Annotated in this window: 12 protein-coding genes; 10 read left to right on the top strand and 2 right to left on the bottom strand. The window is 53.6% G+C overall.

Annotated elements, in window-relative coordinates; all coding sequences use genetic code 11:
• Nucleotides 1-57: 57 nt before the first annotated feature.
• On the top strand, nucleotides 58-531 hold the full coding sequence (locus QWY82_RS19095) for a type II toxin-antitoxin system RatA family toxin (protein WP_290265499.1): 474 nt from the start codon (nucleotides 58-60) through the stop codon (nucleotides 529-531).
• Between the two features lie 12 nt (nucleotides 532-543).
• Entirely contained in the window at nucleotides 544-864 is a 321-nt protein-coding gene (locus tag QWY82_RS19090) for an RnfH family protein (RefSeq protein WP_290265498.1), read from the top strand.
• Between the two features lie 32 nt (nucleotides 865-896).
• Here QWY82_RS19090 and QWY82_RS19085 read toward each other — a convergent pair whose 3' ends face one another.
• Nucleotides 897-1,292: an outer membrane protein assembly factor BamE gene (locus QWY82_RS19085; RefSeq protein WP_290265497.1), complete on the bottom strand. Its 396-nt coding sequence runs from the start codon at nucleotides 1,290-1,292 to the stop codon at nucleotides 897-899.
• A gap of 72 nt (nucleotides 1,293-1,364) precedes the next feature.
• Between QWY82_RS19085 and fur the strand changes: the two genes are divergently transcribed.
• On the top strand, nucleotides 1,365-1,772 hold the full coding sequence (gene fur, locus QWY82_RS19080; protein WP_290265496.1) for a ferric iron uptake transcriptional regulator: 408 nt from the start codon (nucleotides 1,365-1,367) through the stop codon (nucleotides 1,770-1,772).
• Between the two features lie 190 nt (nucleotides 1,773-1,962).
• Here the strand turns inward: fur and recN are convergent, their stop codons facing one another.
• On the bottom strand, nucleotides 1,963-3,624 hold the full coding sequence (gene recN, locus QWY82_RS19075) for a DNA repair protein RecN (protein WP_290265495.1): 1,662 nt from the start codon (nucleotides 3,622-3,624) through the stop codon (nucleotides 1,963-1,965).
• Between the two features lie 153 nt (nucleotides 3,625-3,777).
• On the opposite strand from recN, the gene grpE reads away from it, so the two are divergent.
• From grpE to carA, 7 genes are all read left to right on the top strand, one after another.
• Nucleotides 3,778-4,338, top strand: a complete 561-nt coding sequence (gene grpE / locus QWY82_RS19070; protein WP_380736143.1) for a nucleotide exchange factor GrpE — start codon at nucleotides 3,778-3,780, stop codon at nucleotides 4,336-4,338.
• A gap of 181 nt (nucleotides 4,339-4,519) precedes the next feature.
• On the top strand, nucleotides 4,520-6,442 hold the full coding sequence (gene dnaK / locus QWY82_RS19065; RefSeq protein ID WP_290265494.1) for a molecular chaperone DnaK: 1,923 nt from the start codon (nucleotides 4,520-4,522) through the stop codon (nucleotides 6,440-6,442).
• An 84-nt stretch (nucleotides 6,443-6,526) separates the two neighbouring features.
• Nucleotides 6,527-7,654 (top strand): molecular chaperone DnaJ, encoded by a 1,128-nt coding sequence (gene dnaJ, locus QWY82_RS19060; RefSeq protein ID WP_290265493.1) that lies wholly within the window; start codon nucleotides 6,527-6,529, stop codon nucleotides 7,652-7,654.
• Between the two features lie 86 nt (nucleotides 7,655-7,740).
• The gene (gene dapB / locus QWY82_RS19055) at nucleotides 7,741-8,547 is read left to right on the top strand and encodes a 4-hydroxy-tetrahydrodipicolinate reductase (protein ID WP_290265492.1); all 807 of its coding nucleotides are present in this window, start codon (nucleotides 7,741-7,743) and stop codon (nucleotides 8,545-8,547) included.
• A gap of 166 nt (nucleotides 8,548-8,713) precedes the next feature.
• A complete protein-coding gene (locus QWY82_RS19050; RefSeq protein ID WP_290265491.1) occupies nucleotides 8,714-9,286 on the top strand; it encodes a YfiR family protein in 573 nt (190 codons plus the stop codon).
• Between the two features lie 65 nt (nucleotides 9,287-9,351).
• On the top strand, nucleotides 9,352-10,902 hold the full coding sequence (locus QWY82_RS19045) for a methyl-accepting chemotaxis protein (RefSeq protein ID WP_290265490.1): 1,551 nt from the start codon (nucleotides 9,352-9,354) through the stop codon (nucleotides 10,900-10,902).
• Between the two features lie 307 nt (nucleotides 10,903-11,209).
• Nucleotides 11,210-12,346 carry a glutamine-hydrolyzing carbamoyl-phosphate synthase small subunit gene (gene carA / locus QWY82_RS19040; protein ID WP_290265488.1) on the top strand — a complete coding sequence of 379 codons (1,137 nt, stop codon included), beginning with the start codon at nucleotides 11,210-11,212 and terminating at the stop codon, nucleotides 12,344-12,346.
• Nucleotides 12,347-12,394: the final 48 nt, after the last annotated feature.

Genomic DNA, 12,394 nt, shown 5'->3' with positions numbered 1-12,394 from the left:
TAAAAGACGATCTTAACAGTCTTTGCCACAAGTCGGCACTGGCTTGAGCCGAGCGCAATGGCTAAAATACCCCGCTTAATTACAAGAATGCATTTTATGGTGACGATTGAGCGCAGCGCGCTAGTGGGTTTTAGTTGTGCGCAAATGTATGAACTGGTGAATGATGTGGCGCGCTACCCGGAATTTATGGCGGGTTGTTCGGGTGCGGAAATTTTGGCGCAGGATGAGCACACATTGACCGCGCGCTTGAGTCTTTCCAAGGCTGGGTTCCAGCACAGCTTCGTGACCCGGAACCGCCTGGAGCCGCCCCATGAAATGCACATGCAGCTGGTCGAAGGACCGTTTAAGCATTTTGACGGTTATTGGCGCTTTAAGGCCTTGGGCGATTTGGGTTGCAAGGTGTCTTTTCAATTGTGTTTCGAATTTGACAGTCGCTTATTAGCCGTCGCCGCCAGTAAACTCTTCGAAAAAGTGGCGTCGCAGCAGGTGGATAGCCTGTGCTTGCGCGCACAACAGTTATACGGCCAATAGGGGTAAACAGCCATGCCAGATAGAGATTTAATTCGGGTGGAAGTGGCCTACGCGCTACCTAATCAACAGAAGATTATTGCGTTGCTGGTGGAGCCAGGCACTACCGCGTTTCAGGCGGTGGTGCGCTCAAAAATTACCGACGTGTTCAGAGATTTAGATATCGAAACCGCGAAAATGGGTATTTTTGGCCAAAGTTTAGGCACCAAGGGCATGAAGCAAGCGCGCGAACACGAGTTGCAGGAGGGCGATAGGGTAGAGATATATCGCCCGCTGATATGCGACCCGAAAGAGGCGCGTCGCAAGCGGGCAGATAAGGCCAAAGATGCCGACTAGCCGTTTTTAGGCTAGGCAAGGGCCGATAAAAATTAGATAGGTTTTACTTCCGGTGCCGCGTCTGTGCCTTCTTGCACTTGGCCCTTCTTATAGTCACCCTCGAAGCGAGCAAGGTTATCGCCGTCGAAATACACGGTGAACAGCTGTTTTTGGGTGTCGCCATGGGGATCTTTTAAGGTCCAGATATAGTCCCAGCGCTCGGCGTGAAAGGTGTCTTCAATCAAGGGCGTGCCCAATACGAAGCGCACTTGGCGCTTGGTCATGCCAGCTTCTAGCTGATTGACCATTTCGTCGGTAACAATATTGCCCTGTTGGACGTAGATTCGGTAAACCCCGGGAAATTGAAAGTAGCCGCAGCCGCCAAGGAGCAGCAAAGCGCTTAACAGGCTGGCTTTGAGGGTAAGGTTGAAGCGGTTGGGCGAATACATCTTAGGGGTTCCACAAACTTGAGCGAACGGGGATAATACCGGACTCGCCAGACACTGCATAGAGGATGCTAGATGACATCGGAAAATCAAGAACTTCGCAAGGCCGGACTCAAGGTCACTTTGCCGAGAGTGAAAATATTGCAGATTCTGGAATCGGACGGCACCCACCACTACAGCGCTGAAGAGGTTTATAAGACGCTGTTAGAGCAGGGTGAAGACGTGGGTTTAGCCACGGTTTACCGCGTTCTGACCCAGTTTGAATCAGCCGGCCTGGTGACGCGCCATAACTTCGATGGCGGCCATTCGGTGTTTGAAATTGATCGCGGTGAGCACCACGACCACATGGTGTGCTTGGAAAGCGGCAAGGTTATCGAGTTTCATAACGATGAAATTGAAGAGCTGCAAAAGCGCATTGCCGAAGAGCATGGCTACGAGCTAACCGATCACAATTTGGTGTTGTACGTTAAGCCTAAGAAGTAGGATTTGACTGAGCTTAACCCTTGCGGCGAGGCATAGATACTGGCCAAGCTGCAAGCTGCAAGCCGGATGGCCGGACCCCGTAAGCACGCGTCGCAAGCCGGATAACTAGGCTCAGAGTCCGAAAGATGGATGGCCAGCCCCCGCAAGCTGGCCTTTACTCGATACTGTAATTCGCCCGTTTTTTGTGCCTCTAGCTGCCCACCATGGTGAGCATTTCTTTGGCGTGGGCGCGGGTTTGTTCGGTCAGCTCTAGGCCCCCTAGCATCCGGGCAATCTCTTCCACTTTGGCTTCACCTTCTAGTGCTATCAGGGTGGATTCACTGGCGCCTTTGCGCACCGATTTGCTGACTTGCAAGTGTTGATGGGCTTTGCTGGCCACCTGCGCTAGATGGGTGACACAGAGCACTTGGCCGTCTTTGCCTAGTTGCCGGAGCAGGCGCCCGACGATATCGGCTGTGGCGCCGCCGATACCAACGTCCACTTCATCGAAAATAAGTGTGGGAATGGTCGATTTGTTGGCGATACATACCTGAATGGCGAGGCTGATGCGCGACAGTTCGCCGCCCGAGGCCACCTTGCCCAGTGGCCGGTGCGGCTGGCCTGGGTTGGTGCTCACCAATATTTCCACTTCCTCTAGGCCTGTGGCGGCGGGGGCGATCTCGCTGATACAAAGCTCGACACTGGCATTGCCCATGGCCAGTTGTTGTAATTGTCGGTTGATGGCTTTACCCAGATGCAGAGCAACTTGACGGCGCTGCTGGCCTAGCTCCTGCGCCAGTTGCCGGTACTGCGCCTCGGCCTTGGCCGATTGCTTGGCGAGTAGATCGAGATCGGCCTCGCCTCCGTCCAGAGACTCTAGTTCATTGGCTAAGGCTTGATGTAACTCGTGCAGCTGCTGTGGGCTGATGCGGTGTTTGCGGGCAATTTGGTAGATCGCATCTAGGCGTCCATCCAGCCATTGCAGCCGCTCTGGGTCTGCGTCGAAGCTGTCGATATGGTGATCTATGGCGCGAGCCGCCTCTTCAATTTGAATTTGCGCGTTGATCAATAGTTGCTCGGCCTCGAGCAGAGGCTCGGATTTCTCTGGCAGGTCGCGCAGCAGCTGTAGGCCTTTATTGATACCGTCTTGCAGGCTCTGGTCTTCGCCCTGGCACAGGCTGGCCAACTGGTAGCTGGTGGCCATTACGGTTTCGGCATTGGCTTGAATTCGATGCTCGGCCTCCAGTGCGTCGAGTTCATTTTGTTCTAGGCCAAGCTGGTCTAGCTCGTCCACCTGGTAGCGCAGTAGCTGCACCCGGGCGCTAATTTCGGCGTCGTTAGACTGTCTTTTTTGCAGTTGCTCGGCGTAGGCCTGCCATTCGCGCCAAGCGGATTTCACCGCTTGATACAGGCTGGTATGGCCGCCGTAGTGGTCAATTAAGGCGCGGTGGTGATCTTTCTTCAGTAGGCTTTGGTGCGCGTGTTGGCTGTGGATGTCGATGAGCAGTTCGCCCAGAGCGCGCAGTTGGCTGAGGGTTGCACTCTGACCGTTGATATAAGCGCGCGAGCGCCCGTCTGCACTGATGGTACGCCTGAGTATGCACTCACTTTCCGCCTCCAGTTCCTGCGCTTTTAGCCATTTGCGCGCCTTGGGTAGCTTGGCCACATCGAAGGTGGCGCTAATATCGGCGCGCTCTGCACCGGTGCGCACCTTGTCGGCATCGGCCTTGTCGCCCAGTGTCATGCCGAGGGCGTCAAGCAAAAGGGACTTGCCCGCACCGGTTTCGCCAGTGAGCGCGGTGAGGCCTTGCTCTAGCTCCAGTTCGAGATGCTCAACAAGGGTGAAGTGATGAATGCTGAGGTGGGTTAGCATAGGAAAGGCCCTCCGATTAATGCTGTCTATTTATACAGTAATTATTTTGCTTTGCAATCCCCTGCGAAAAATCCCTTGAATGTGCGCGCCTAGGCCCCATATAGGCTGCAGGTATTAAAAAGCGGGCCGGCCGATGGGCCGCCGAGAAAGTGAATGGAGCAGACAGTGACGACCGAACAAAACCCACCTTTAGCTGACGAAATTCCCGCCGCCTCGCCGGATGTGGAAGTAGAGCTTGAATCGACGACTGGCCCAGAGGCTGAAATCGAGCGCCTACAGGTTGAGCTGCAGCAAGCGCAGGAGACCGCGCTACGCGCTGCAGCCGATGCGCAAAATACCCGCCGTCGGGCCGAGCAAGATGTTGAGAAAGCGCATAAGTTCGGCCAGGAAAAGATTGTTCAGGACATGGTGGTGGTCGCGGATAACCTCGAGCGCGCCCTGGCCTCGGTGGATGCCAGCGACGCGCAGTTTGCCACGGTGGTTGAAGGCTTACAGCTAACCCTGAAATCCTTGATTGACGGCTTAAAGCGCCACAACGTGATGCAGTTAGATCCTAAGGGCGAGCCCTTTGATCCGCAATTTCATCAGGCTATGACTCAAGTGCCGAATCCGGAGCTGGAGCCCAATACGGTGATGGACGTGTTTCAGAAGGGCTATACCTTGCATGGTCGTTTAGTGCGCCCTGCGATGGTCGTAGTTTCCAAGGCGCCGTAAAAATAGCGGCTAAATGCGACCTTTAAGGGTTGAAATTTCGCCAAAAGCGCCAATATAGATGACAAGACATTGAGGTCGGACGTTTCAGTTTGGCCTCGAGTAAACAGACAAAGTTGGTTGGGTAGCGCCCTATCCAGCGACAGCAAATTAACAGTACAAGTTTAGAGATTGGAGAATTTCCATGGGTAAGATCATCGGTATCGATTTAGGCACAACAAACTCCTGTGTATCTGTGCTCGAAGGTAACAAAGCACGGGTTATCGAAAATGCTGAAGGCGATCGCACAACACCGTCTATCGTTGCCTTTACCGACGATGGCGAAGTGCTGGTAGGCCAGAGCGCCAAGCGTCAGGCGGTCACCAACCCAAACAATACCCTGTTCGCGGTTAAGCGTTTGATCGGTCGTAAGTTTAAAGACGATGTGGTTCAAAAAGATATCAAAATGGTGCCCTACAAAATTGTTGGCGCCGACAATGGCGACGCTTGGGTAGAAGTTAAGGGCGATCGCAAAGCACCGCCGCAAATTTCTGCGGAAGTGTTGAAGAAAATGAAGAAAACCGCCGAAGACTATTTGGGCGAAGCGGTGACCGAAGCGGTCATTACCGTACCGGCCTACTTCAATGACTCTCAGCGTCAAGCCACTAAAGACGCCGGTAAAATTGCCGGTCTCGAAGTTAAACGCATCATTAACGAACCAACTGCCGCGGCTTTGGCCTACGGTATGGATAAAGTTAAGGGCGACCGCACTATTGCTGTGTACGACCTCGGTGGTGGTACCTTCGATATTTCCATCATCGAAATTGCCGATGTGGATGGCGAGCACCAGTTTGAAGTGTTGGCTACCAACGGCGACACCTTCCTCGGTGGTGAAGATTTTGACTCGCGTTTGATCGAATACTTCGCCGAAGAATTCAAGAAGACCAACGGCATCGATTTGCACAACGACGCCATGGCCTTGCAGCGCTTGAAAGAAGCGGCCGAGAAAGCAAAAATTGAGTTGTCTTCAAGCCAGCAAACCGAAGTTAACCTGCCTTACATCACGGCAGATGCCACTGGTCCTAAGCACTTGGTGATCAAGCTGACTCGCGCCAAGCTGGAATCTTTGGTTGAAGAGTTAGTGAAGCGCTCTATGGAGCCAGTGAAGCAGGCAATTGCCGATGCGGATCTGTCGGTGAGCGACATTCAAGATGTGATTTTAGTGGGCGGTCAAACCCGTATGCCACTGGTGCAGAAGTATGTCACCGAGTTTTTCGGCAAAGAGCCACGCAAAGACGTAAACCCCGATGAAGCGGTTGCCATGGGCGCTGCGATTCAAGGAGCGGTGTTGTCTGGCGATGTGAAAGACGTACTGCTGCTGGACGTAACACCTTTGACCTTGGGTATTGAAACCATGGGTGGTGTTGCCACGCCGTTGATCGACAAAAACACCACGATTCCAACCAAGAAGTCGCAAGTGTTTTCCACTGCGGATGACAACCAATCCGCTGTAACTATTCACGTGGTTCAAGGCGAGCGCAAGCAGGCGTCACAGAATAAGTCGCTGGGTCGTTTCGACTTGGCGGATATTCCACCAGCGCCGCGCGGCATGCCGCAAATTGAAGTGACCTTTGATATCGATGCCAACGGTATTTTGAATGTGAAAGCGGCTGATAAAGCCACCGGCAAGCAGCAGTCCATTGTCATCAAAGCTTCATCAGGTTTGTCTGACGAAGAAATTGAAAAAATGGTGCAAGATGCAGAGGCTAATGCCGAAGCCGATAAAAAATTCGAAGAGGTTGTGACCGCGCGCAACACCTTGGATGGCCTGATTTCAGCCACCAAGAAAACCTTGACCGAAGCCGGCGACAAAGCCACAGCGGAAGAAAAAACCGCTATCGAAGCTGCCTTGGCGGAAGCCGAAGTGGCGGTGAAGGGCGATGACAAAGCGGCGATGGAAGCGGCAACTCAAAAACTGACCGAAGCTTCCGGCTCATTGGCGCAGAAACTTTACGCCGAGCAGGCACAGGCGCAGCAGGCCGGTGGCGAGCAAGCGGACGCCGGCAAGGCAGCCGATGACGGTGTTGTCGATGCCGAGTTTGAAGAAGTGAAAGACGAGCAGAAGTAAGAGAATCTGTTAGTAGCTAAAAGCATGACGCGGCCGCAAGGCCGCGTTGTTGTCTGAACTCAGTTAAATATTGAAGTTAAACGTATGTCAAAACGTGATTATTACGAAGTCCTGGGTGTCGAGCGCGGCGTTGATGAAAAAGAGCTGAAAAAGGCTTATCGTCGCATTGCGATGAAGTATCACCCAGATCGCAACTCCGAAGATAAAAATGCCGAGGATAAATTCAAAGAGGCCAGCGAGGCCTACGAGGTTTTGTCCGATAGCCAGAAACGCGCAGCCTATGATCAATACGGTCATCGCGGCGTTGAGGGCATGGCTGGCGGCGGTGGTGGCGGTCAAGGTTTTGGTAATTTCTCGGATATTTTTGGCGATGTGTTTGGCGATATCTTTGGCGGCGCCGGCGGCGGTCGTCGCGGTGGGCCAGCCAGAGGTTCGGATTTGCGCTACACCTTAGATCTCGATTTAGAAAATGCCGTAAAAGGCACCACGGTAAAAATTAAAGTGCCGTCGCTGGTGGCGTGTGAACCTTGCGATGGTACGGGCGCCAAAAAAGGCACCAAGGCGAGTAGCTGTACAACGTGCGGCGGCGTCGGCCAAGTGCGGATGCAGCAGGGCTTTTTCTCGGTCCAGCAAACTTGCCCTAATTGCCGTGGCCGCGGCACGATTATTACCGACCCTTGCACCAGCTGTCATGGTCAAGGTCGCAAGGAAGAGACGCGCACCCTGTCGGTCAAAGTGCCGCCGGGTGTCGATACTGGCGACCGTATTCGCTTAACCGGCGAAGGTGAGGCTGGCGAAGCCGGTGGCCCAGCGGGCGATCTTTACGTGCAAGTTAACGTGCGCGCGCACAGTATTTTTGAGCGCGACGGTCGCAACCTCTATTGCGAAGTGCCCATTAGCTTCGTCGATGCGGCCCTTGGCGGCGAGCTCGAAGTACCCACCTTGGATGGCCGGGTGAAGTTGAAAGTGCCTGCTGAAACCCAAACCGGCAAAATGTTCAGGTTGCGCGGCAAAGGTGTGGTACCGGTGCGCGGCGGCACCGCTGGCGATTTGATGTGCAAAGTAGTGGTGGAAACCCCGGTTAACTTGAGCAATAAGCAGAAAGAGTTGTTGCGTAACTTTCACGACACCATGGGTAGTAGCAAGCACTCGCCGCGGCAGTCCAGTTGGTTTGAAGGCATGAAGAACTTTTTTGGCGACATGAAAATTTAATGGAGTCAGTGCTTGCGCTAGGCGTAACGGCATTGAATTCATCACAATAGATTGCAGGGGTATTACCCGCGTAATAAGGACAGAATATGACGGTTAGACTCGCCGTAACCGGCGCCGGTGGGCGCATGGGTAAAATGTTAATTGAAGCCATTGCCGCCGCGCCTGGCGTTGAGCTTACCGCCGCTATTGAGCGTGCCGGTTCTAGCTTGATCGGTGCCGATGCCGGCGAGCTTGCCGGTATCGGTAAGAATGGCGTGGCGGTGGTTAGCGACTTGCACGAAGTGGTTGAAGATTTTGATGTGTTGATCGACTTCACTGTGCCAGCTGCGACCGTTGAAAACGCCAGAATTTGCGCCGATGCCCATAAAAAAATCGTGATTGGCACCACCGGTTTCAACGAAGATCAAAAGGCTTACTTGTTAGAGGCTAAAGACGCGACGGCTATGTGCATGTCGGCAAATTATTCTTCCGGTGTGAATTTGTGCTTCAAATTGCTTGAATCTGCCGCCAAAATTCTAGGTGACGATTACGATGTCGAGGTCTATGAGGCTCATCATCGGCATAAAATTGATGCTCCCTCGGGCACGGCCTTGCGCATGGGCGAAGTCCTAGCTTGTGCACTCGGGCGCGACTTGGGCAAAGTAGCCGTGTATGGGCGCGAAGGCCAAACCGGAGCGCGCGAGCGCGATACCATTGGCTTTGCCACGGTTCGCGGCGGCGATGTGGTTGGCGATCACACGGTGATGTTTATGGCCGATGGCGAGCGGGTGGAAATCAGCCACAAGGCCTCGTCGCGTATGTCTTTTGCTCGTGGCGCCGTGCGCGCTGCCGCTTGGATAAAAAGCAAAGAAGTTGGCCTGTTCGATATGCAAGACGTCCTGTCTCTGCGCTAGTTTCCCGACGGCGGCAGCCCTCGTGCCGCCCGTCACCTCGCTTTAGTGTTCCCCTGTCCATAAGTACGCTTCTATTTGGTTATTTCCCGTGCCCTGACTATGCTCAATGGTGTTCGGCTGAGTTTCGTGTGGCTGAAAGTTAGTGCTATTTCAGTAAGGGAAGCTTTTGACGCGACAATTCATGTGGGCGAATACGATTCTGATGGCGCTAGTTCGGTGCTGTATCGCTTGGGCGGTGATTTTTCTACCGCTGAGTGCGCAGGCTGATAGGCTGAGTGATAACTACAGTGGCCGCAAGGCGTTAGTGAGCTATATCGCGAGCTTGGCAAAACATGTTACTTGGCCGGATTCGACCTTTCGAGATGGAAAAGATCCGATTGTCATTTGTGTTTTTGGTGCAGATCCGTTTAACGGTGGGTTAGAAGCTAAACTCAAAGAAAGAAATGTGGCGAGGCGCCAGTTGGCGGTAAGGCAACTGGGATCTGATCTCGAGGCTATAGGCTTGGGCTGTCATCAGGTATTTATTTCCGCCGGAGAAAAATCAAGGGTTAAAGAAATTCTCCATCGGCTCGATAACCTGTCAGTGCTATCGCTGAGTGATATGGAAGGCTTTGCGGCGGCGGGAGGAATGATTGGATTTGTGGGTTCAGGCAATCTAATTGCTATGCAGATCAATAGAACGAGGCTGCTCACGAGTGGGCTGGAAGTTGCGCCGGCGCTGTTAAGGTTGGGTCGTTAGCAGCAGCGCGAAAAGGTTCGGCCCAAATGGGCCGAATGACACAGTTATTGGAAGGTGCTTACTTAATGAATATGTTCAGCATGTCTTTGAAATGGAAGGTGTTTTTAGGGATTACTGTCACCAGCTTATTGGCGGTTATCGTCTCGAGCACCTTGGCCGTTAGGGCTGAGGTTGGGCGAGTTGAGCACACCATACAATCAGACACGGGGGATCTTGCCAAGATTATTGGCAATGCCACAGTCGGCGCTATCGCCTTTGGCGATGCCGCGTCAGCCAGAGATATTTTGAGTAGCTTGGAGCTGCAAACGCGAGTCATGAGCGCCGTTATTTACGGCGATAATGGCCAGCCGTTTGTTTGGTATGAGCGCGGCAGAAAAGGTTCGGAAGATTTACCTGCCATGGCGCCGCGATCGCCCGGTAATTTAGGTGTTAATACGCGGGATAATCGTGTTGATATCACAGTGGCCATTCAATCCGATGGCAATAAAGTGGGCACAATTTACTTGGTAGCCAGCTTGGAAGAGCTGAATCAAGCGGTGGCCGATGCCGTTTGGAGTGCTACGGCAACGGTCGTAATCATTGGTATTTTGGCCGTGATCATCTCCTTTTTCCTGCAGGCGGGCATTGTTGGCCCTATCAACTCGGTCGCCGAGGCACTGGAAGATATTGCCGGCGGTGGCGGTGATTTGACCCGTCGTCTGCCGATAAATTCCGATGACGAAGTGGGACGGCTCTCGACCGCATTCAACACTTTCGTCGATAAGGTTCACAACATCATCGCCGATTTCTCTGTCACGGCAACGGATCTCAACGCACAAGCGACCTCACTATCAGCGACAGCTAAAGAAACCGAGCGCGGCGTGGTACGGCAGCAAACTGAAATTCAACAAGTGGTTACCGCGGTGCGGGAAATGGCCACGGTTGTGGGCGATGTCGCCAGCAATGTGTCGCAGGCAGCGGCTAATGCCGAGGAAGCTGATCGGCAGGCGAATAACGGCAAGAGTGTGGTGTCTAGCACCGTGATAAAAATTGAAGGATTGGCGAGCGATATTAACGCCGCGGCCGAGGTGATTGATAAGCTGCGCGCCGAAACCGATAACATCGGCAGCGTACTCGACGTGATCCGTGGCATTGCCGAGCAAACTAACTTGCTGGCGCTCAATGCCGCCATTGAAGCCGCCCGTGCCGGTGAGCAAGGCCGTGGTTTTGCTGTGGTTGCCGACGAGGTCCGAACCTTGGCGTCGCGCACGCAAACCTCGACCCAGGAAATTCAAGTCATGATCGAACGCTTGCAAGCCGGCGCGCGCGAAGCTGTGTCGAAAATGGAGAAGGGCACTGGTCAGGCCGGTGAGTCTGTTACTCAGGCGGAGGAGGCCAGCCGTGCGCTGGACGCCATTACTGCTGGTGTTGGTTCTATTAAAGATAAAACCAATCAAATTGCTAGCGCCTCTGAGGAGCAGTCGGCGGCAACCCGCGAAATGGAGCGCAATATGGAAAATATTGCCGGCGTGGCGCGCCAAGCATCGGAAGGCTCGATTGAAATTGCCACCAGTACAGCACGATTGGCAGAAATGGCAGCGAGCATGGCCAAGATCGTGAAGCAGTTTAAGGTTTGAGGAGTAGAGCTTGCGTAAATTGGCGCAATTGCGCGTGGACAGCGCAGGCCGCTTTCCGTAAAATGCGCGGTTAAGTTGCTTATGGTCAGAGCTGGGCGAAAAGACGCCTAATCGGCCGCAGAGATGTTGTCTGAATAGACACTGTGAATAAGCGAGATGAAGCAGCTGCTTCATCTCGCTTTTTTACGACCTGCGGTGCACTCCTTAACGGAAAATGATGCGAACGTCGCACAACATGCTGAAAAGCATGGTTGTTTTGCTCAGCCTGAAAAAAGTCAAAATGCCAGCCAATGCTTAGGAGGTCGACTTGTCTACTGGTGCCCAACGTCCCGCCATACTCGTTCTTGAAGACGGTAGTATATTCCGTGGTTTAGCCATCGGCGCTTCCGGTTCATCTTCAGGTGAAGTGGTGTTCAACACCGCCATGACAGGCTACCAGGAGATCCTAACCGACCCTTCCTACGCACGTCAGATAGTGACCTTAACTTACCCGCACATCGGCAATACCGGCACTAACGCCGAGGATGAAGAGTGTGATCGCATTTGGGCCGCCGGCCTGGTGATTCGCGACCTGCCCATGTTAGCCAGCAATTTCCGCAGCGAGCAGTCACTAGAAGACTACTTAAGCGCGCGAAACATCGTTGGCATCGCCGACATCGATACCCGCCGTCTCACTCGTATCTTGCGCGACAAGGGTGCCCAGAATGGCTGCATCATGGCCGGCGACATAGATGAAGATGCCGCCTTGGCGCAAGCCAAAGCCTTCGGTGGGCTCAAAGGCCTAGATTTGGCCAAAGAAGTGACTGTGGCTAAGTCTTACACTTGGACCGAGGGTTCATGGGCGCTTGGTCAGGGCTTTACTAAACCGGATACCACCAAGTTCAAAGTGGTTGCCTATGACTACGGCGTTAAGCGCAATATCCTGCGTATGCTCGTGGATCGGGGTTGTGAATTGACCGTGGTGCCGGCGCAAACCTCTGCCGCCGACGTGTTAGCGCTCAAGCCAGACGGTGTGTTCTTGTCTAACGGCCCGGGCGATCCAGAGCCGTGCGACTACGCCATTAGCGCGATTCAATCACTGCTAGAAACCGACATTCCCGTGTTTGGCATTTGCCTCGGTCACCAGCTGTTGGCCCTAGCCAGCGGTGCCAAGACCTTGAAAATGAAGTTCGGCCACCACGGTGGCAACCACCCAGTGCAAGACTTGGACAATAAGCGCGTGATGATCACGGCACAAAACCACGGTTTTGCAGTTGATGAAACGAGTTTGCCGAGTAACTTGCGTGCGACCCACAAAAGTTTGTTTGATGGCTCGCTACAGGGCATACACCGCACCGATAAGCCGGCCTTTAGTTTTCAAGGGCACCCAGAGGCGAGCCCAGGCCCGCACGATGCTGCGCCCTTATTTGATCACTTTATAGAATTGATGACCGCGCGCGCCTAATTCGAGCGCGCTGTAACCCACGTATTTAAATATTTAGGATTCAGGCGA

Source organism: Simiduia curdlanivorans, from assembly GCF_030409605.1.
In the GTDB taxonomy this organism is placed as follows: domain Bacteria; phylum Pseudomonadota; class Gammaproteobacteria; order Pseudomonadales; family Cellvibrionaceae; genus Simiduia; species Simiduia curdlanivorans.
This window is presented reverse-complemented; position numbering and strand designations above follow the sequence as displayed.